The 19,423-nt window shown below is 66.3% G+C and carries 17 protein-coding genes; 11 read left to right on the forward strand and 6 right to left on the reverse strand.

Annotated features, from left to right (window positions below; translation table 11 throughout):
- Positions 1 to 45 precede the first annotated feature (45 nt).
- Together AC3WP6_RS08570 and AC3WP6_RS08575 are read right to left on the reverse strand one after the other, a co-directional pair.
- Entirely contained in the window at positions 46 to 1,401 is a 1,356-nt protein-coding gene (locus AC3WP6_RS08570) for a chloride channel protein (RefSeq protein ID WP_492627302.1), read from the reverse strand.
- Positions 1,402 to 1,467: 66 nt separating this feature from the next.
- Positions 1,468 to 2,346 (reverse strand): aldo/keto reductase, encoded by an 879-nt coding sequence (locus tag AC3WP6_RS08575; protein ID WP_492627303.1) that lies wholly within the window; start codon positions 2,344 to 2,346, stop codon positions 1,468 to 1,470.
- Positions 2,347 to 2,589: 243 nt separating this feature from the next.
- On the opposite strand from AC3WP6_RS08575, the gene AC3WP6_RS08580 reads away from it, so the two are divergent.
- From AC3WP6_RS08580 to trxC, 3 genes are all read left to right on the forward strand, one after another.
- Complete coding sequence (locus AC3WP6_RS08580; protein WP_492627304.1) at positions 2,590 to 3,612, forward strand: cupin-like domain-containing protein; 1,023 nt, start codon at positions 2,590 to 2,592, stop codon at positions 3,610 to 3,612.
- Between the two features lie 234 nt (positions 3,613 to 3,846).
- Positions 3,847 to 4,449 (forward strand): heme-binding beta-barrel domain-containing protein, encoded by a 603-nt coding sequence (locus AC3WP6_RS08585; RefSeq protein WP_492627305.1) that lies wholly within the window; start codon positions 3,847 to 3,849, stop codon positions 4,447 to 4,449.
- Positions 4,450 to 4,744: 295 nt separating this feature from the next.
- Positions 4,745 to 5,182 carry a thioredoxin TrxC gene (trxC, locus tag AC3WP6_RS08590; protein WP_492627306.1) on the forward strand — a complete coding sequence of 146 codons (438 nt, stop codon included), beginning with the start codon at positions 4,745 to 4,747 and terminating at the stop codon, positions 5,180 to 5,182.
- Between the two features lie 8 nt (positions 5,183 to 5,190).
- On the opposite strand, the gene AC3WP6_RS08595 is transcribed toward trxC, so the two are convergent.
- The gene (locus AC3WP6_RS08595) at positions 5,191 to 5,424 is read right to left on the reverse strand and encodes a hypothetical protein (protein ID WP_492627307.1); all 234 of its coding nucleotides are present in this window, start codon (positions 5,422 to 5,424) and stop codon (positions 5,191 to 5,193) included.
- A gap of 304 nt (positions 5,425 to 5,728) precedes the next feature.
- On the opposite strand from AC3WP6_RS08595, the gene AC3WP6_RS08600 reads away from it, so the two are divergent.
- The gene (locus AC3WP6_RS08600) at positions 5,729 to 6,367 is read left to right on the forward strand and encodes a hypothetical protein (protein WP_492627308.1); all 639 of its coding nucleotides are present in this window, start codon (positions 5,729 to 5,731) and stop codon (positions 6,365 to 6,367) included.
- A gap of 151 nt (positions 6,368 to 6,518) precedes the next feature.
- On the opposite strand, the gene AC3WP6_RS08605 is transcribed toward AC3WP6_RS08600, so the two are convergent.
- Entirely contained in the window at positions 6,519 to 7,712 is a 1,194-nt protein-coding gene (locus AC3WP6_RS08605; protein ID WP_492627309.1) for a GGDEF domain-containing protein, read from the reverse strand.
- A 186-nt stretch (positions 7,713 to 7,898) separates the two neighbouring features.
- Here AC3WP6_RS08605 and AC3WP6_RS08610 point away from each other — a divergent pair, with 186 nt between their 5' ends.
- Positions 7,899 to 10,271, forward strand: a complete 2,373-nt coding sequence (locus AC3WP6_RS08610) for a TonB-dependent receptor plug domain-containing protein (protein WP_492627310.1) — start codon at positions 7,899 to 7,901, stop codon at positions 10,269 to 10,271.
- Positions 10,272 to 10,368: 97 nt separating this feature from the next.
- On the forward strand, positions 10,369 to 11,193 hold the full coding sequence (locus AC3WP6_RS08615; protein ID WP_492627311.1) for a thioesterase family protein: 825 nt from the start codon (positions 10,369 to 10,371) through the stop codon (positions 11,191 to 11,193).
- 6 nt (positions 11,194 to 11,199) lie between these two features.
- Here AC3WP6_RS08615 and AC3WP6_RS08620 read toward each other — a convergent pair whose 3' ends face one another.
- Together AC3WP6_RS08620 and AC3WP6_RS08625 are read right to left on the reverse strand one after the other, a co-directional pair.
- Positions 11,200 to 11,469, reverse strand: coding sequence for a hypothetical protein (locus AC3WP6_RS08620; protein ID WP_492627312.1), 270 nt, complete (start codon positions 11,467 to 11,469; stop codon positions 11,200 to 11,202).
- 84 nt (positions 11,470 to 11,553) lie between these two features.
- Positions 11,554 to 11,685 (reverse strand): hypothetical protein, encoded by a 132-nt coding sequence (locus tag AC3WP6_RS08625; protein WP_492627313.1) that lies wholly within the window; start codon positions 11,683 to 11,685, stop codon positions 11,554 to 11,556.
- 101 nt (positions 11,686 to 11,786) lie between these two features.
- On the opposite strand from AC3WP6_RS08625, the gene AC3WP6_RS08630 reads away from it, so the two are divergent.
- The 5 genes from AC3WP6_RS08630 to AC3WP6_RS08650 all read left to right on the forward strand — a co-directional run bounded on the left by AC3WP6_RS08630 (position 11,787) and on the right by AC3WP6_RS08650 (position 19,381).
- On the forward strand, positions 11,787 to 12,533 hold the full coding sequence (locus tag AC3WP6_RS08630) for a M90 family metallopeptidase (RefSeq protein ID WP_492627314.1): 747 nt from the start codon (positions 11,787 to 11,789) through the stop codon (positions 12,531 to 12,533).
- 137 nt (positions 12,534 to 12,670) lie between these two features.
- A complete protein-coding gene (locus AC3WP6_RS08635) occupies positions 12,671 to 13,342 on the forward strand; it encodes a DsbA family oxidoreductase (protein ID WP_492627315.1) in 672 nt (223 codons plus the stop codon).
- A gap of 318 nt (positions 13,343 to 13,660) precedes the next feature.
- The gene (locus AC3WP6_RS08640) at positions 13,661 to 15,109 is read left to right on the forward strand and encodes an efflux transporter outer membrane subunit (protein ID WP_492627316.1); all 1,449 of its coding nucleotides are present in this window, start codon (positions 13,661 to 13,663) and stop codon (positions 15,107 to 15,109) included.
- Between the two features lies 1 nt (position 15,110).
- Positions 15,111 to 16,271 carry an efflux RND transporter periplasmic adaptor subunit gene (locus AC3WP6_RS08645; RefSeq protein ID WP_492627317.1) on the forward strand — a complete coding sequence of 387 codons (1,161 nt, stop codon included), beginning with the start codon at positions 15,111 to 15,113 and terminating at the stop codon, positions 16,269 to 16,271.
- A complete protein-coding gene (locus tag AC3WP6_RS08650) occupies positions 16,268 to 19,381 on the forward strand; it encodes an efflux RND transporter permease subunit (protein ID WP_492627318.1) in 3,114 nt (1,037 codons plus the stop codon). The genes AC3WP6_RS08645 and AC3WP6_RS08650 overlap by 4 nt, the downstream gene beginning before the upstream one ends.
- The last annotated feature ends 42 nt before the right edge of the window (positions 19,382 to 19,423 follow it).

A 19,423-nucleotide genomic window follows, 5' to 3' on the forward strand; every position in this document is an offset into this window, starting at 1 on the left:
AACCGTCATGGGGAATGGCCGGGACAAGACCACACATTGCGGTTTTCAGCCTCGCGTACGCCGCTTGCGCCGCCGCAGGCGCAGCCAGCGCAACAGGCCATAGGACAGGCGCACTTTCTCCTGCCCCACTGGCAGGCCCGCGCGCGCAAAGATCCACGACGATTTGCTGAAGGCGATCTGCTGTTCCGGGTACACGCTGCGGTGGCCGATGATGAGATACGCCGCCACGCAGGCACCGGCGACGTACAGCGTGGCATTGGCGCCAAACAGCTCGATCCCCATCAGGATCGCCGCCATCGGCGCATTGGATGCCGCCGCCACCACCGCCACCAGGCCAACCGCGGCGCCCAACGCTGGCGGCAGGCCAAGCAGGGGCGCAAATGCGCCGCCGGCCACCGCGCCCATCACGAATTGCGGGGTGACAATGCCGCCGTAGAAACCCGAACCCAGGGTGATCGCCACCAGCAGCGCCTTCCACGCAAAACCGAGCCAGGGCATCGCCACGCCGTGCAGCGCCTGATCCATTACCGGCAGGCTGAGGCCGATGTACTGCGTGGGCACCACCAGCAGCAGCACGGCCACCACCACACCGCCCAGCATCGGCACCAACGGCGGCCACAGGGCAAAGCGCGCACCCAGCGCGCCGAACACCTCGCGCGACTTGCGCATCAGCTCCACGAACGTCCACGCCACGCCGCCGCACAGCACGCCAATCAGGACCGTTTTAAGAAACAGCAGCTCGGTGAAGTGGCTGGAAAAATCCACGACGTAAACGGGATACGGCACACCCAGGTACTGCGACACCTGATACGCGGTCACCCCGGCCACGATGCCGGGAAACAGGAAATCGTGCCGGATGCGACCGATGGCGAGCATTTCCACGCCGTAGATGGCGCCGGCGATCGGCGTGCCGAACACGCTCGCGAACCCCGCACTCACGCCGCACGCCAGGAGCCGCTTGCGCATCTCGGGGTTCAAATGCAGCACCCGCCCCACCGCTGCGGCCAGGCTGGCGCCGATATGCGAGCACGGGCCTTCCTTGCCGGCCGAACCACCGCAGGCCAGTGTGACCAGCGCCGCCACCGGCTTGATCCACATGGTGCGGAACGGGAGTTTCCCGGCCTGTTCGTTGACCGCAATGATCGGGTTGTCGTTGAACGTGCTGCGCCGCAGCCGATAGCCGTAATGCAGCAGCACGCCATTCACCAGGCCGCCCAGCGGCAGCGCCAGCGCCAGCCACCACCACGGCACCGTGTACATGCGCCCTTCGCTGGCAAACAACGCGCGCAAGAACAGCGAGCAACCGGCGCCGATCACAGCGCCGGTAAAGATCGACAGCACCAGCCATTGCACCACCGTCACCAGCATTACCAGCGGTTCGGTCAGGCTGAAACGGCGCATGGCGTGACGGCAATCGCAGGGTGGGAGCGGCGGCGCGCAGTATAGCGGCCGCGCCCCACGCGCCGGTCAGGCGTGGCTGGGAGCGCGCGCGGCGCTGGCCAGGGCGGCGAACTGGGCGTCAGTCAGCTCGATCTCCGCCGCAGCCACGTTTTCGCGCAAGTGCCCACGCTTCGAGGTACCGGGGATCGGCAGCACCACCGGGCTGCGCTTCAGCAGCCACGCCAGCGCGACCTGCGAAGGGCTGGCGCGGTGCTCGCGCGCAATCGCCGCCAGCGGCGAATCCGGCCTGGCGAGCTGGCCACCGGAAAGCGGATACCACGGAATGAAACCGATGCCGTGCGCGGTGCAGTAATCGAGCACCGCGTCGTAGACGCGAAAACCGGCGCTGTAGTGGTTTTGCACGGTTGCCACCGGAAACACCTTCTGCGCCGCCTCGATCTCCTCGACCGTCACCTCGCTCAGGCCGGCAAACCGGATCCAGCCCTGGTCGAGCATGCGCTTGATCGCACCAAACTGTTCGTCGCGCGGCACGCTGGGGTCGATGCGATGGAGCTGCCACAGCGCGATCTGCTCCACGCCCAACCAGCGCAGGCTCATCTTGACCTGCTGTTCGAGATACGCCGGACGCCCCACCGGGATCCATTCGTTTGGTCCGGTGCGGACCTGCCCGCCCTTGGTTGCGATCACCAACCCCGGCGCATACGGATGCAACGCCTCGCGGATCATCGGCTCGGACACGGTCGGACCGTAGGAGTCGGCGGTGTCGATCAGGTTCACCCCGAGCGTTGGCACCTCGCGCAACGTCGCCAGGCACTCCGCGCGATCGTCGGGTTCGCCCCATACGCCGAGCCCGGTGACGCGCATCGCGCCGTAACCCAGGCGGTGCACCGGCAACTTGCCGCCAAGCAGAAACGTGCCGGCACGGCCCGCATCGGGTGTACTCATGGTGTCTCTCCCAGCATTCAACCTGCCGACCATTGTAAGCGTGCGCGACGTGCACGCCCCGCGACGTGCGCCATCGAGCCGACTTCCTCGGCCCCATGCCGCTAGTCGGCTGCCGCTTGCCGGTCGCCGCCGGGCAATTGACGCCTCTGCGGCCGGTCGTCAGGATGCAGCCGTCCAACCGTCAAGCTTCGCGAAGCTTCGCCGCCGGCGGCCGGTGCCGGTATCCCGACCGGAAAACCAGGCATGAGCCCGCAACCCTCCGCTGCTGTCGTCACCACGATCGACGACACCTGGCGCGCGTGGATTGCCGAAAACCTCATCTTTGGCAGCCCCCCGAACACGCTGGCGCAAATCCTGATTCGCCACGGCGTGCCGCAGGCAATGGCGATCGCCGAAGTGGATGCGGCCGCACGCAGCCCCTACCTGCGCGGCGCCGATCGCCTGAAACGCCGGCTGGCCAAGCACGACTGGGCATTGGACGTGCAGCGCAAGCTCAACTGCCTGCGGCCCAGCACGGTCGAGCACTGCCACCGCATCAGCGCCGAGGATTTTCTCGCCCGCCACTACCGCACCAACTGGCCGGTCATCATTACCGGCATGCTGGACGCGTGGCCGGCCATGCAACGCTGGAACTTCGATTATTTCCGCGAGCACTACGGCGAGCGCGAGGTCGAGGTGCAGTTTGGCCGCAACGCCGACGCCAACCACGAGCTCAACAGCATCGCGCATAAAAAGCGCATGCGCTTCGGCGACTACGTCGATCTGGTGCGCGCCAGCGACGCCAGCAACGATTTCTACATGACCGCCAACAACGACTCCACCAACCGGCAGGCGCTGGCGGGTCTGTGGAACGACATCGTTCCGTTGCCGGAATATCTCGACCCGGCCAAGCCCGGTGGCTTCTTCTGGTTCGGCCCCAAGGGCACGATCACGCCGTCCCACCACGACCTGACCAACAACTTGATGGCGCAGGTGATCGGCAGCAAGCGCCTGCTGCTCATCCCCACTGGCGAGCTGCCGAACCTGTACAACTTCCGGCATTGTTTTACGCCGGTGGATGGCCGCCACATCGACCTGGCGCAGTTTCCCGACATGGCCCGCGTGCAGATGCTCGAATGCGTGATCGAGCCAGGCGACCTGCTGTTCCTGCCGGTCGGCTGGTGGCACTTCGTCGAAGGTCTTGCCGCCAGCGTCACCATGACGTTCACCAACTTCTGTTGGGACAACGACTTCTACAGCAATTATCCAGCCGAACACTATTTCTGACGCCCCCGTGCGGCAACGACTGTAACTTGACCGGCTCCATGCAAGGTGCCGGACCAGCGCGGCGCATGCGGTCACGCGCCATCCACAACCCGTTCGCCAGCATCGGCAATCACGTGCGGCATGCGCACCGTCATGGGCCGGCTCAATGGCGGTCATGCATTCTTCCAATTGGCGCGCCGGATACACGCGGGTTTACGGTAACGGCTCCGTCCAAATCACTGAGGAGGGGTAGTCATGGCAAAGATTCTCGGCCCGCAACGGCTCGGTCCGCTGACGCCGCTGGTAGGCGATTGGGAAGGCAACGTTGGCGTCGACCTCTCCTACCACAACGACGACGATGAGACGGCCCAGACCAGCTATTTCGAGAAGGCCTGGTTTCATCCGATCCCCGTCACCAAAAACGGCAAGCAGTCACTGGAAGGCCTCAACTACAAGATGACCGCGTGGCGCCATGGCGAGGAAGCCATGGACCCGTTCCACGACGAGGTGGGTTACCTCCTGTGGGAGCCGGCCACCAAGCAGGTGATGCGCGTGGTGGTGTTTGGCCGCGGCATCGCGATGATCGCGGGCGGTACCGCGAAGCCGCGCGACAAGAGCCTGAGATTCAAGGCCACGCCGGGCGATCCCAACTACGGCATCCTGCAAAACAAATACCTCTCCGAACGCGCCGAGCTCAAGGGCTTCGACTGCACCTTCAAGTTCAACGAGGACGGCACGCTGCACTACGCGCAAACGCTGGTGCTGAAGCTGGCGGCGCTGGGCGGCAAGGAGATGAAACACACCGACGAGAACACCCTGCACCTCGTCAACCGGTTGCATCCAAGCGAAGAAGCCTGACCTTCGCGCCCCGGAAGCAAAACGGCCCGTGGCGCTGCCACGGGCCGTCATACACCACCAAGCGCAGGGCAGGCCCCGGTGACAGCCGAACCGGCCATTGGCGGGCAAACCGCCGGGATGCATTCCGCCTTGCGGGCATCACGAAACCGGCGTCTGTCTCACCCATTGACGGCATCACCGCAAGGAACCGGCAGGGCCAAACGGGCAACGCCTGCCTGCGAGGTTTTGATTCGGCGCTGTGCCGCCCCCACATGAACGATGCCGCAGTCCGTGCGGTGCCAAAGACACGTTTGCGATGAACGACGCCCTGCATCTCGTCTGCCCGCATTGCCTTGCCGTGAACCGTGTGGCCTCCGCACGCCTGCGCGATGCGCCCGCATGCGGCAGTTGCCACCAGCCGTTGTTTGCCGGCGCACCGACGCCTGTCGATGCCGCGGCTTTCGACAAGCACATTGCGCGCAATGACATCCCGGTACTGGTGGATTTCTGGGCGCCGTGGTGCGGCCCGTGCCAGATGATGGCGCCGCATTTCGAACAGGCGGCACGCCAGCTCGAGCCGGAGTTGCGCTTGCTGAAGGTCGACACCGAGGCGCAGCAGGATCTGGGCGCACGCTACGCGATACGCAGCATCCCCACGCTTGCGCTATTTCGTGGCGGGCGCGAAGTAGCGCGGCAGTCCGGCGCATTGCAGGTACTGGGCATCATGCAGTGGGCGCGCGCGCACGGCGCCTGAACCGTCAATCAGGTCAGGTTGCCGCCGTCCCAGGGTTGCGCCTCGTCCAGCATGCGGCGCAAGCCGGCGTCGTCTAGCGCGGCCAACTGCTCCTGCGCCTCGGTCAACGTCTCGGCCAGCATCAGGGTCTGGCGCACTTCGCTGCCGCGCATCGGGCTGAACACCAGCGCGATGTTTCCGTACGAGGCCTCCAGCAGCGCCGCCTGCCAGCACTCGCCACGGGTATCGTCAAAGCTGCGCATGCCTGCCCCGCTGGGTGACCAGAAAATCCTGCCCCATAGTGTGCAACCGAAGTCCCTTGCCGGCGCTGACCGGGGTCATCCTGAAGGCTCCCTTCCCTGCCCATGACGGGCTTCCCGGTTGCTTCGCGCCGGTCGGTACGGGCGATCACGGTGGTACATGTCTCACGCGCCGGCAGCACTCACCGGCCAGCGCTGAAACAACGCGCGATTCACGCCGCGACGACGATGATGCCGCGACGTGTGCGCCGGTGGCGACACCCGCGACCGGCGTACGCCTCATCCTTCACCCATGCAAGGAGTTGCCATGCACTTCCACACTCTCGGCACCGCGGCCGCGCTCGCCGGCGCCGTCGCGCTGACCATGCCGGCAGCGGCGCAAGCGGCTACCACCCATGACGTTGCCCATCTGCACCCGCTAAACACCAGTGTCACGCACGCGAAAACCACCGGGGAAGCGAAGTTTGCGCTGGATGGCGACGCGCTCAAGATCGACATCCGCGTGCACGGCGCGCCGGCGGATACCGAGCACTGGCAACATTTCCACGGCTTCATCGACGGCAAAGCGGCAACCTGCGCGACCATGGCCGACGATGCCAACAAGGACGGCATCATCGACGTCACGGAAACCGACAGGGCCTCGGGCACCACCATGGTGCCGTTCACCACCGACCCAGCCGGCATGGATGTGCCGCACGGCACTTATCCCAAGGCCGATGCCAAGGGCGATTACCACTACACCGCCACGGTGTCGGTCAAAGCGCTCGACGCCGCCTTTGCCAAGGCGTTCCCTGGGCAAAAGCTCGACCTCACCAAGCGTGTGGTCTACATCCACGGTGTACCGGCCAGCGAAAAACTACCTGCCACCGTGGCCTCGCTCGGGCCGATTCCGGCCAACGTCACCTTGCCCATTGCCTGCGGCAAGATCAAGGCCGCCAAGCGCTGACCCGCTGTTGGGCTGAAGCCTGACCCACGAAAAACCTCGACACCCGTGGGTCGGGATTCATCCCGGCGGCGCGCGCCTGCAAGCTCGGTCTCTGGCGGATGACCGCTGGCCAGCGACTCCACAAACGCAGGGCCGTACCATCCAGCACGCTTTACGTTGCGGTTTCGGGCGCCCAGTCGGTGTTATCGCTGACGGCAAACAACACCGAGCGGTTGCGGCCCTGGCGCTTGGCGGCGTACAGCGCGCGATCCGCACGTCGGCGCAAGGTTTCCGCGTCCCCGGCCGTCGTGTGCAGGCTGCATATGCCGACGCTCAAGGTGAGCGTTACGCCAACCGGCAGCTTTGCCACGCCCGTGCGCAAGCGCTCGGCCAACCGGATGGCATCGTTCACGCCCGTATGCGGGCACAACACCGCAAACTCGTCACCACCGAGCCGGCCCGCCACGTCACCGTGACGAATCAGGCCGCGCAGGCACGCGCCCAGTTGCCGCAACACATCGTCGCCCACGACGTGGCCATGACGGTCGTTGATCTGCTTGAAGTGATCGACGTCAAAAGCGAGCAGCGCAACGTCGCTGGGCGCCACAGCCGACTCGAATGCGCCGGCAATCGCGCGCCCGAACGCATGCTGATTCAAGCACCCGGTCAAGGCGTCGGTCGATGCCAGCGCCGCCAGTTGTTTGCGCAGCGAGGCCACACGCTGTTCGCGCTGGTCGCGCGAGTGCGCGCCCAGCCACACCAGCATCAAACCGTCGCCGATCAGGATCAGCTGCAATGCAAACAGGCTGTAGGGAACCGGAGCCGGCGACAGCGACGCCGACAACAGATAGGTAGCCACCCCAAACGCGCCGCAAAACAGGATGGCGCGCAGGGCGTAGCCAAACAACAGGTAGATCGTGGGGAAAAACCACAGCAGGGCAATCGGGCTGGCAATGCCGCCATCCAGAGTGGTCATCACCAGAATCATGACGTAGCAGGCCGCGTTCCAGGCCATGAAAAACGGCTCGCGGAAACGCCCGTTCACGATCGCCTTGCGATAACGCAGGATCACCGGCGACGGCGCAAGGCCGATCAGCGTCACCAGCAGGATCGCGTCGCGGTTGGGAGCGCTGCTCCAGGTGCTGGCCACGTACAGACACAGTGCCAACCCAACCCCGAAATACGCCGCCAAGCCGGCGTAAAGCTGCCTGAGCCACAGCGAACGCTGGCTCTCCTCATCGGCGATGCCCGCTCCCGTTTCCACCTGGCGCTGCCCCTGCGTACGGGCGCGGATCAACCGCGCAAACAGCCTCCGACGCGTCGCATGCGGCGTGCTCGTCGGTCGATACCCATGCAAGCCACGCATGATACCGGGCAAATCCGGTGCACGTCGCATTCAGCCGCGTAAACCGCAGATTCGCGTGAATGGAATACGCGCCATGATGTGCGTCAGCGCCATGAGTGGCACCACGACCGTATCATTTCGCAGATTTGCGCGAGCGCGTTCCCCGGCGCGACGCCGCACACCCTATCGCCAACCAAGGAAACCCGCATGTCCGTTCGAGTCAGCACTCTGGCTCTCGCCGTCGCCTGCGCGCTCGGCACCAGCCCACTCCTGCGCGCCCAGGATGCCGCGCCAGCCAGGGCTACCAACCTGCAAACCGTCGTGGTCACCGGCACCCGCGCCATGGATCGCACCGTAGGCGACTCGCTCGCGCCGATCGACGTGCTGACGCCGAGCGACCTCGCCGCCACCGGCGCCAGCGACCTGCCGAGTGCGCTGAACGTCCTGCTGCCGTCGTTCAACTTCCCGCAGGCCACGCTGTCGGACGCCACCGACGCCACGCTGCCCGCGCAACTGCGCGGCCTCTCGCCCGACCAGACGCTGGTGCTGATCGACGGCAAGCGCCAGCACCCGACCGCGGTACTCAACAACGTGGAAGTGATGGGGCGCGGCTCCTCGCCGGTGGATCTCTCGGCGATTCCGCTCAACGCCATCGAGCGCATCGAGGTGCTGCGCGACGGCGCCGCCGCGCAATACGGCTCCGACGCGATCGCGGGCGTCATCAACATCATCCTGAAAAAAGGCCCCGAGCACGGCTCGGTCAACGTCACCCGTGGCATGTGGGCCGGCCGCCAGGGCGGCACCTGGAACGGCGGCGCCGATGCCGGCTTCAAGCTCGGCGCGGGCTGGCTGCGCATCGCGGCCAACTACCAGAACGCCGATCCCACCAACCACGCCGGCGTGGACTGGCTGCTGCCCGGCGACCCCAGCTACGGCCGGGTGGATTTCCACTACGGCATGCCGAAAAAGATCGCCAAGCAGACCGCGATCAACGGCGAATACCCGCTCGGCGAGCACGCCACGCTGTACGTGGCCAGCCTGTTCAACCAGCGCAAGGTGAATTCCCCCGGCTTCTTCCGCTGGCTGGCGCAATACCAGGGCTCCAGCCCGACCGCGGCGGCGGTGTATCCGGACGGCTATTTGCCGGTGGAGAACAGCGCCATCCGCGACGACAGCTCGCAGCTCGGCGTGCGCGGGGAGTTCGCCGGCTGGCACTACGACATCGGCGCCGCCACCGGCGGCAACCACTGGAAGCTCCATACCTCCAACACCTTCAACTACGCGCTCGGCGCCGACTCGCCCACCGCGTTCTACATCGGCACGCTGACGCTGCGCCAGAACCAGCTCAGCGCCGATTTCGACCGCGATTTCGACATGCCGTGGCAGCACGCGCTGAGCGTCGCGTGGGGGCTCATCGCGCGCGAGGAAACCTTTGCGATCAAGCCGGGCGACCCGGCTTCCTACGCCGGTGCCGGTGCGCAAGTGTTCCCCGGCTACCGCCCCGAGGATGCCGGTTCGCACAGCCGCCACAACCAGGCCGGCTACGTCGATCTGGAAACCGATTTCACCGACAAGCTGTCCGCCGGCCTCGCCGTGCGCCGCGAGCACTACAGCGATTTCGGCAACACCGACTCGTGGAAGCTCTCCGGCCGCTACGCGATCACGCCGATGCTGGCCGTGCGCGCCACGGCGTCCACCGGCTTCCGCGCGCCCTCGCTGCAGCAGGAGTACTACTCCGACACCGCGATCGACATCATCAACGCCAGCTCGGGCCACCAGAGCCTGACCACGGTGCGCACCTTCCCGGTGTCCGACCCGGCGGCCATCGCGCTCGGCGCGCAGCCGCTGAAGCCGGAGCGCTCGCGCAACTACAGCGTCGGTTTCGTGTTCACGCCGGGCTTCGGCCCGTATGCCACGCTCGATTTCTACCAGGTGGACATCAACGACCGCATCATCCTGAGCGAAGACCTCACCGGGCCGGCGGTGGAGAACTACCTCACCTCGGTCGGCATTCCGTTCGTGAGCGGCGGGCGGTTCTTCACCAATGCAGTCAACACCCGCACGCGCGGTGTCGATCTGGTCGCCACCTGGCCGCTGACGCTGGCCACCGGCACGCTGAAATTCACCGGCGGCTACAACCACAACAAGACCGACATTCGCCATGTGCGCCCGAACCCGCCGCAGCTTGGCCTTGCCGGGCTTGAGCTGCCGGTGATCGGCCGCGAAGAGGCCGGCATCATCACTGTCGGCAGTCCGCACAACAAGGCGTTCCTTGCCGCGACGTGGACACAAGGGACGTGGACGCTGCGCGCGCAGGCCACGCGCTATGGTGCGTTCACCTTCGTGGTGCCGGTGCTGCCGGGCGACCAGACCTATGCGGCGCGCACGCTCACCGATGTGTCCGCCGCATACACGCTGGCCGACTGGACGCTCACGCTGGGTGCCAACAACCTGTTCAACGTGTACCCCGAGCACAGCACGCCGACCAACAATTTCTACGGCCTGCTGCCCTACCCCGAAGGCTCGCCGTTCGGCTTCAGCGGGCGCTACTGGTACGCCAACCTCGCCTATCGCTGGTGACCCGCGCGCTTGCGCTGGCGTCGGCCGGCGCAAGCAGAAACCGGCGCACCGCGCAAGCGAAGTACGCTGTGCAACTTGTCCTGGATCCGGAACCAGCATGCCCACCGCGGAAAACCTGCACCTCGGCCACGACGGCACGCCCGTACCCGATGGCTACTACGTGCGTCTCGCCGCCGACCGCCTCGCCTCCACGTTGCACTCGCAGGGTGCCTGGCAGCCGGGCGAGCAGCACCTCGCGGTTGCCTCGGGGCTGGTGCTGGCGGAAATCGAACGCCGCCTGCCGAGCGACAAGCTGGTCTCGCGCGCCTCGTTCGACGTGCTGGGGGTGATTTACTCGGGCGAGTTCACCATCGACGTCGAGGTAGTGCGTCCCGGCCGCACCATCGAGCTGGTGGAAGCCACCATGCGCCACGGCGAGCGCGTCAGCATCCGCGCCCGCGTGTGGCGGCTGGCGGCGAGCGACACCACGAGCGTCGCCGGACTGGAATCGGACGCCATGCCGCCGCCCGAAAGCATGCCGCGCCTGGCGTTCTCCAAGGTCTGGGCGGGCGGCTACATCGACGCGCTCGAAGTCCATCAGGAAGCCACCGCGCGCCCCGGTCGCGGCCGCAGTTGGCTGCGCACAACCTACCCGCTCGTGGCGGGCGAGGTCGACCCGCCCACCGCCGGCTTCGTCAAACTGGTGGACACCGCCAACGGCCTCGTGGTGCGCGAAGACCCCGGGCACACCTTCTTCGCCAACGTCGACCTCACCATCCACTTTTTGCGCCAGCCGCAGGCCGGCTGGGTCGGCTTCGACACCCGCGTCAACTTCGGCCCGAGCGGGTTGGGCGAAACCTTTACCGTGCTCAGCGACGTGCACGGTCCGGTCGGCACCGCCGCGCAATCACTCACCGTGCGGCTGGGACAAGGCACGAAATAACCGCGCTCAATCGCGTTTTTCGCCGTCCTCCAGCAAGCCGGCCGGGGACGGCACGTGTTCTTCGGCACCCAGCTCGGCGCGCCGGTTCGCCAAGGGATCAAGCGTGCCCAGCCACGACTCCGGCCAGAATGGATCGGACTGTGGATCCTCCAGCACCATGGCGTGCCACTCGGCCGCCGTCATCACCAGGCTCGGCGCGCGATACGGCTGCAACGCCTGCGCACGCGGCGTCGCGTCGCCCACCGCATCGCTGGTGCTGGCAACCGGTCTTTTCATCGCGTCCAGTATGGCGCGGCTCCTGCACGTGCCGCCAACCAGCACCACCCTAATGGTCGCGGCGCAACGTGCCCGTGACTCGCATCAGCCCTGCGCCTTGCCGCGCGCAAGCTGGCGTTTGCGGCTTTGCGCCGCAAACGCCATGCTGTACTGCGCGCTTTCATCGCCGGCCACGCGCTCTTGCCGAGCGCCGTCCCCGTCTTGCCGGTCAACCACCACGCAATCCGTCAGGCACAGCCAGCGCCGCTGCAGGCCCGCCTTGAGAAAGCCGTCGCCACCCCGATCATTCCAGGCATCCGATCCATGCCGCGGTAGCCATGCTCGAGAAAATCCGCCACTGGCGCGACCAGCGCATTGCCGCCCGGCGCGCGATTGCCGAGCCGCTGTGGCGCTACGCGTTGCAGCATTGCGCGCCGGCGCAGCGACTCGGCCCCGCTGACCAGGCTCGACTACGCGTGCTGGTGACCTTGTTTCTCGAGCGCAAATCGATCGAGCCAGCAGCCGGGCTGGTCCTCAGCGACGCCGACCGTGTACTGCTTGCCACCCATGCCTGCGTGCCGATCCTCGCGCTCGGGCTCGACTGGTACGCCGGCTGGCGCAGTGTCATCGTCTACCCGGAGGCCTTCGTGCCACGTCGCACGCAAGTCGATGCGGCCGGCGTGGAACACGTCAGCCACCACGCGCTGGCGGGCGAGGCGTGGCTACGCGGCCCGGTCATCCTCTCGCTTGCCGACGTGCATCAGACCGGCCAGGTGCCGGGCCACAACGTCGTGATCCACGAAATGGCCCACAAGCTGGACATGCGCAACGGCGAAGCCAACGGCTTTCCGCCCTTGCCCCGCCGCATGGATCCGCACGTCTGGTCACAGGTGTTTGCCTCCGCATGGCACGGGTTGCACGAGGATCAACGCCTGGGCCTTGACCTGCCGCTCGACCCTTACGCGCTGGAAAGCCCCGGCGAGTTTTTCGCCGTTGCCAGCGAGGCCTACTTCGAAACCCCGCAGGCACTGCACGCCACCTTGCCTGCGGTATACCAGCAGCTTGCGCAGTTCTACGCCATCTGAGGACAGGGGCTGGTCTGCTTTCGCAATGGTTTGCGCAGGCCGCCTGGTCACCAGGAAGTGAACTTGACCTTGGCTCCGATTGAGATACCCGCCACCGCCACCACATCATGATGATCTCCACTGCTACCGGATCACCCATGACCACGCCGGCCACTCTGCGCATTGATTTCGTCTCCGACGTTGCCTGTCCGTGGTGCGCCATCGGATTTGCCAGCCTGCAACGGGCGCTGGCGAAGCTCGCTGGCAAAGTGCACGCCGACATCCACCTGCAGCCGTTCGAGCTGAGCCCGCAGATGCCGATCGAGGGCGAAGACGCCGGCGAGCACATCATGCGCAAGTACGGCATCGACGAGAAAAAAATGGATGCCAACCGCGACGCCATCCGCGAGCGCGCCGCGGCGCTTGGCTTCGCCTACAACGTGCATCACGGCAGCCGCGTGTGGAACACTTTCGATGCCCACCGCCTGCTGCACTGGGCGAGCCTTGGCGACAATGCCCGTGCGCTGGCGCTGAAACAGGCGCTGTTCCGCGCCTATTTCAGCGATGGCGAAAACGTCTCCGATCCCGAGGTGCTCCTCCGTATCGTCAACGCCGTCGGCCTTGATGCGGATGCGGCCCGTGGCGTGCTCGAAACGGGCGCCTACGCCGACGACGTGCGTGCCCAGGAGCAGCGCTATCAGCAAGCCGGCATCCATTCCGTCCCGGCCACCATCGTCAACGGCGCCCACCTGATCCCCGGCGGGCAGCCACCGGAAGTCTTCGAGCAGGCCTTGCAAGAGCTCGCTGCATCAGGGGCGTCCGGGACTTGAGCGCCTGGAAAAATGCGGCAGCAGCAGTGACTGCCACGCGACAAGCGCCATAGCATGGCTCAACGGCGGCAACCGTTGGCATGCCTGATTTGGCCGGCTGGCCATCGGCTTCAAACCAACGCTCTGCAAGTGCCAAGAGATGGCGCTGCGGCGTTTCCATACACCGATAACCGGCATCGCACCAGCGCATACTGACGCGCAAGTTCTCGTGGTGACATGCCGTTCATGGCGTCCATTTATCGTGTCCAGGATGTGCTGGCGCGTTGCCATCTGACGCACCGGGGGAAGCAACAGGGACTCACCATGGTTTGCCTGCCAATGCTGCGTAAGCGTGCCGCACGAGTGGCGTTGGCGACCCTGCCGTGCGCCTTGTTGCTTTCCGCCTGCGCCGTCGGCCCTGCCTATCACCAACCAGCGTCGCCAAAGGCAACCCTGGCGGTGCCTGCGAGTGCGGACGGCGCGCAGCGCTTCGTGCCGGGTGCCGAGGTTTCGGGCGACTGGTGGACGCTGTTCCATTCGCCACAACTGGATGCGCTGATCGCGCAGGCACTGGCGCACAACCCGGACCTCAAGGCGGCGCAAGCCGCGTTGCGCGTGGCGAACGAGAATGCGTTGGCACAGCGCGGGGCATTTTTGCCGAGTGTGTCGGTGAGTCTGGCGGCAAGCCGCCAGCGCCAGGCGGGCACGCTCGCGCCGGTGCCCAATTCGAACACGTTCGAGTACAACCTGTTTACGCCGCAACTGTCCGTGTCGTATGCGCCGGATGTGTTTGGCGCCACGCGGCGCGGCGCCGAATCGCTGGCGGCGCAGACGCAGGCAGCCCGGTTCCAGATGATTGCGGTGTGGAACACGTTGGCGTCCAACGTCGCGGTGACCGCGATCCAGCTTGCTTCGCTGAATGCGCAAATCGATGCCACGCAGCACGTGATCGACGCCGGCACGCAGATGCTCGACATCACGCAACTTCGCCTGCGCAAGGGTTACGCGAGCGGTGCCGACGTGGCCGCACAGGAGACCCAGCTTGCACAACTCAAGGCGGGCTTGCCGCCGCTGAGGAAACAACAGGCGCAGACGCGCGATGCACTGGCCATGCTGACCGGGCACTTCCCGTCGCCGTCATCCGCACCATCGGTGACGCTCAACGCCCTGCAGCTACCCGAAAATCTGCCGGTCTCCCTGCCCTCCGCCCTGGTGGCACAACGGCCGGACGTGCGCCAGGCCGAGGCCAACCTGCACGCCGCCAGCGCACAAGTCGGCATCGCCACCGCCGCGCGGCTGCCGAGTCTGACCTTGAGCGCGGATACCGGCAGCACGGCGCTCGCGTTCTCCAAACTGTTCACGGCAGGCACCGGGTTCTGGGATTTCGGTACTTCGCTGGTGGCGCCGGTGTTCCAGGGCGGCACGCTGTTGCATCAGCAACGCGCGGCAAAAGCCGCCTATGCCGAAGCCGCCGCGCAGTACCGCAGCACGGTGCTGGGCGCGTTCCAGAATGTGGCGGATGCGCTGGCGGCGCTGGATGCCGACGCCGGCGCCGTGATGGCGACCACCCGCGCCGAACAGGCTGCCGAGCGCTCGCGCAATTTGGCACAACGCCAGCAGCGCGATGGCTACGCCGACAACCTTGCGCTGCTGAATGCGGAACAGGCTTGGCAGCAAACGCGCATTGCGTCGATCCAGGCGCGCGCCAATCGCCTGGCGGACACCGCCGCGCTGTACCAGGCGCTTGGCGGCGGCTGGTGGCACCACCCCGACCTGGCCAAACCGTGACATGAACAAGCCCAAGTTGCGTTCTCCGTTCCCCCTGCGCTGGTGCATGCCCCTGCTGGTCGCGACCGCAGCGGCCATGCTGGCTGCCTGCTCCTCATCGCCTGCGCCCACGGCCGCCGGCGATACGACGCCGCACGATGTCACCCTGACTTCGGCACAACAGCAAAGCATTCGGCTGTACACGGTGGAGCCATCCACCTATCGCACCGTGACCGACACCACCGGCACCGTCGACTACGACCACGATCACTCGACGGCAGTGCTCGCGCCCTTCTCCGGCGCAGTCGTCAAGGTGCTGGTAGCACTCGGCGATCACGTGCAAGCCGGCCAGCCGCTGGCAACGGTCGCCTCGCCCGATTACGCCGCTGCCGCGGAAACCTATCGCAAGACGCTGGCGGCCGCGCACGCGGCGGCCCAATTGGCCGCGACCGACAAGGACTTGTTTGCGCACGATGCAATCTCGCAACGCGAAAACACGCAGGCACAGTCCGATGCGATCGGCGCAGCGTCGGATCGTGATGCGGCACGCGCGACGCTCATCGCAATGCACGTGCCGCCGGCGGTCCTGGCCCGGATCGAGCGTGGTGATGCTGCGGCGGGCGATCAGGGCATCATCCGCGCGCCCCTGGCCGGCACCGTGGTCGAGCGCTCTGTCACGCCGGGCCAGCTGCTGTCCGCCGGCAGCACGCCCTGTTTCACTCTTGCCGACGTGGCAAAGGCTTGGGTGATGGCCCAGGTATACGGGCGCGATCTCGCACGCGTGAAAGCAGGCGACCGTGCACGCGTCACCGTCGACGGCAAGACGCTCGATGGCATCGTCGCCAATGTCTCGCCGGGGCTTGACCCCGACACTCGCGCGGCGGTGGCGCGCGTCGTGGTGGACAACGCGGCAGGCCTGCTCAAACGCCACATGTACGTGCAGGTGCAGCTCGTCTCTGCGCAGGCGCAGCGCGGGTTGCAGGTGCCGGTGGGTGCCGTGCTGCGCGACGACGAAAACCTGCCGTTCGTGTACCTGCGCAACGCCGACGGCGGTTATGCGCGGCGCCCAGTGACGCTGGGCGAGCGCGATGGCGACCGCTACCTGATCGCCGACGGCCTGCATTCCGGTGACCAGGTCGTCGCCGAAGGCGGCATCTTCGTGCGCTTCATCCAGACCCAATGAGCGAGCCGGCGCAAACGGCGCACACGCCGTCCCTCATCAACCGCATTGTCGCGTTTGCGCTCGCGCAACGCCTGCTGGTCGTGCTGCTCACCGCGCTGGTGGCTGGTGCCGGCATGTGGGCGCTCAAGCGCCTGCCGATGGACGCCTATCCCGACCTCTCGCCGCCGATGGTGGAGATCATCACCCAGTGGCCAGGGCACTCGGCCGAAGAGATCGAACGGCTGATCACGATTCCGGTCGAGCTGGCGATGAATGGCATCCCCAAGCTTGCGGTGAAACGCTCGCTTTCGCTCTACGGGCTATCCGACGTGACACTCACGTTCGCCGACGGCACCGACAACTACTGGGCGCGCCAGCGCGTGTTCAACCGCTTGTCGGGCATCAGCCTGCCCACCGGCGTGGCGCCGTCGATTTCGCCGCTGTCCTCGCCGTCGGGGCTGATCTACCGCTACGTGCTGACCAGCTCCGACCGCTCGCCGATGGAGCTGAAAACGCTGGAAGACTGGGTGATCGCACCGCAATACCGCTCGGTGCCGGGGGTGGCCGACGACTCCGCGTTCGGTGGCGGCGACATGCAGTACCAGGTGGTACTCGACCCGGCGAAGCTCGCCGCGCACGGCCTGTCGGTGGCGCAGGTGGAAACCGCCATCGGTGCCAACAACGGCAACGCCGGCGGCGGCTTCTACACCCAGGGTGACCAGTTCTTCTACGTGCGCGGGCTGGGCCGCATCGAGACCCTGCAGGACATCGGCAACATCGTGCTCGCCGTGCACGCCGGCACGCCGGTGCTGGTGAAAGACGTGGGCACGGTGCGCATCGGCATCGCGCCGCGGCTGGGCGAGTTCGGTTACATGGGCAAGGACGACGCGGTGGAGGGCGTGATCCTGATGCTCACCGGGCAACAGACCCAGGACGTGCTGCGCCGGGTCGAGGCGGAAACGCGCGAGCTCAATACGCACCTGCTGCCGCCGGACGTGAAGATCCATCCGTTCTACGACCTCAGCGACCTCATTGCGCAAACCACGCACGTGGTCGAGCGCAACCTGCTGCTGGGCATGGCGCTGGTAATCCTGGTGCTGGTGTTTTTCCTGTACGACGTGCGCGCCGGGCTGATCGTCGCCGCGACGATACCGCTCGCGCTCTTGTTCGCCTTTGCGTGCATCCAGCTGCAAGGCGCCTCGGCCAACCTGCTTTCGATCGGCGCGGTGGATTTCGGCATCCTCGTGGATGGCGCGATCTTCATGGTCGAGAATATTTTCCGCGAGCTGGCGAAGCGCCACGGCACCGATTACGACATCCGCGAAGTGATCCGCACCGCGGCTTCGGAAGTGGATCGCCCGCTGGTGTATGCGGTGGCGGTGATCGTCGCCAGCTTCCTGCCGATCTACGTGCTCACCGGGCCTTCCGGCACGCTGTTCAAGCCGATGGCCGACACCATGATCTTTGCACTGGTCGGCTCGCTTTTGGTCACGCTCACGCTGTTGCCGGTGCTGTGTGCACTCTTCATGCGCCGCGGCGTGCGCGAGCGGCGCAATGTCTGGTTCGAGAAAACGCAGGCGTTGTACGTGCGCTGGCTGGATCGCTGCTTCGCCGCGCGTTGGCGCACCGTGCTGATTCCGACCGCCTTGCTCGGCCTCGCCATGCTGCTGGTGCCACGCATCGGTGCCGAATTCATGCCGCACCTGGATGAGGGGGCGCTGTGGGTGCGCGCCACCATGCCGTACACCATCTCGTACCAGAAAGCCGCCGAGATCACGCCGAAAATCCGCGCCATCCTGCGCTCGTTCCCGGTGGTGACCACCGTCACCTCCGAACTCGGCCGGCCCGACGACGGCACCGATTCCACCGGCTTCTTCAACGTGGAATTCCTTGTCGGCTTGAAGCCCTACTCGCAGTGGGACGGCAAGTACCCGAGCAAACAGGCGTTGATCGACGCGATCGACAAGCAGCTGCGCGTGCTGCCTGGCATCGACTTCAACTACACCCAGCCGGCCGAGGATGCGGTCGACGAAGCCGAGACAGGGCTCAAGAGTTCGCTGGCGGTGAAGATCTACGGGCCCGACCTCAAGACCCTGCAGGACAAGGGCAAGGCAATCAAGGCAGCCATGGAACGCGTGCCCGGCATCACCGACGTGACACTGGTGCACGAGCTGGGCCAACCCAACCTCGCCATCAAGATCGACCGTGCGGCCATTGCGCGCTACGGCCTGAACGTCGCCGACGTCAATGCCGTGATCGAGGCGGCCATCGGCGGCGACGTTGCCACTCAGGTGGTGCAAGGCGAAAAGCAATTCGACCTCGTCGTGCGTCTGGCGCAACGCTACCGCGACAACCCACAGGCGATCGGCGATATCCCGGTGCTGACGCCGGGCGGGCAGGAGATTCCGCTCAAGCAGCTGGCGTCGATCACCATCGCCAACGGCGCCTCCTTCATCTACCGCGAAGACAACTCGCGCTACATCGGCGTGCAGTTTTCGGTGAGCGGACGCGACCTCGCCAGCACCGTGCATGCCGGCATGCGCGAGGTGGCCAAGGCGGTGAAACTGCCGCAGGGCTACCGCATCGACTGGGGTGGCGAATACAAGGAGTACACCGCCTCGCGTGCGCAGATGAACCTGATTTTGCCGGTCACCGTCCTACTGATCTTCGGGTTGCTGTTCGTGCTGTACGGCAATTTCAAGTTCCCGTTCATCACCGTACTCAGCGTGCTGCTCAGCGCGCCGGTGGGCGCGGTACTTGCGCTGTGGCTCACCGGCACGCCGTTCTCCGTCTCCTCCGGCATCGGCTTCATCGTGCTGTTCGGCGTGTCGGTGCTGACCTCAGTGGTCTACATCTCGTGCGCCAATGAGCTGCGCGGTCGCGGCATGACCATCAATGAGGCCACGCGCGAAGCCGCGATCCTGCGCTTGCGACCGATCATGATGACCGCGCTGGTCGCCGCGCTCGGCCTGCTCCCGGCCGCCATCGCCACCGGCGTCGGCACCGACTCGCAGCGCCCGTTCGCGCTGGTGATCGTGAGCGGCATGCTGTCGCGCCTGGTGATCGGCGTGCTGCTGATGCCGGTGCTGTATCGCCTGGTTGCGCGCGACGGCGACGCACTACAGGTATGACGACCCGGAGCACGGCGGCAACCACGCGAGCGGCTGCGGCTG

The organism is Rhodanobacter sp. FW106-HT46G03, from assembly GCF_058789895.1.

Bases quoted from the DNA above. Each gene is read 5' to 3' on its own strand.
- AC3WP6_RS08570 (WP_492627302.1), bottom strand. From the start codon at position 1,401: ATGCGCCGTTTCAGCCTGACCGAACCGCTGGTAATGCTGGTGACGGTG.
- AC3WP6_RS08575 (WP_492627303.1), bottom strand. From the start codon at position 2,346: ATGAGTACACCCGATGCGGGCCGTGCCGGCACGTTTCTGCTTGGCGGC.
- AC3WP6_RS08580 (WP_492627304.1), top strand. From the start codon at position 2,590: ATGAGCCCGCAACCCTCCGCTGCTGTCGTCACCACGATCGACGACACC.
- AC3WP6_RS08585 (WP_492627305.1), top strand. From the start codon at position 3,847: ATGGCAAAGATTCTCGGCCCGCAACGGCTCGGTCCGCTGACGCCGCTG.
- trxC (WP_492627306.1), top strand. From the start codon at position 4,745: ATGAACGACGCCCTGCATCTCGTCTGCCCGCATTGCCTTGCCGTGAAC.
- AC3WP6_RS08595 (WP_492627307.1), bottom strand. From the start codon at position 5,424: ATGCGCAGCTTTGACGATACCCGTGGCGAGTGCTGGCAGGCGGCGCTG.
- AC3WP6_RS08600 (WP_492627308.1), top strand. From the start codon at position 5,729: ATGCACTTCCACACTCTCGGCACCGCGGCCGCGCTCGCCGGCGCCGTC.
- AC3WP6_RS08605 (WP_492627309.1), bottom strand. From the start codon at position 7,712: ATGCGTGGCTTGCATGGGTATCGACCGACGAGCACGCCGCATGCGACG.
- AC3WP6_RS08610 (WP_492627310.1), top strand. From the start codon at position 7,899: ATGTCCGTTCGAGTCAGCACTCTGGCTCTCGCCGTCGCCTGCGCGCTC.
- AC3WP6_RS08615 (WP_492627311.1), top strand. From the start codon at position 10,369: ATGCCCACCGCGGAAAACCTGCACCTCGGCCACGACGGCACGCCCGTA.
- AC3WP6_RS08620 (WP_492627312.1), bottom strand. From the start codon at position 11,469: ATGAAAAGACCGGTTGCCAGCACCAGCGATGCGGTGGGCGACGCGACG.
- AC3WP6_RS08630 (WP_492627314.1), top strand. From the start codon at position 11,787: ATGCTCGAGAAAATCCGCCACTGGCGCGACCAGCGCATTGCCGCCCGG.
- AC3WP6_RS08635 (WP_492627315.1), top strand. From the start codon at position 12,671: ATGACCACGCCGGCCACTCTGCGCATTGATTTCGTCTCCGACGTTGCC.
- AC3WP6_RS08640 (WP_492627316.1), top strand. From the start codon at position 13,661: ATGCTGCGTAAGCGTGCCGCACGAGTGGCGTTGGCGACCCTGCCGTGC.
- AC3WP6_RS08645 (WP_492627317.1), top strand. From the start codon at position 15,111: ATGAACAAGCCCAAGTTGCGTTCTCCGTTCCCCCTGCGCTGGTGCATG.
- AC3WP6_RS08650 (WP_492627318.1), top strand. From the start codon at position 16,268: ATGAGCGAGCCGGCGCAAACGGCGCACACGCCGTCCCTCATCAACCGC.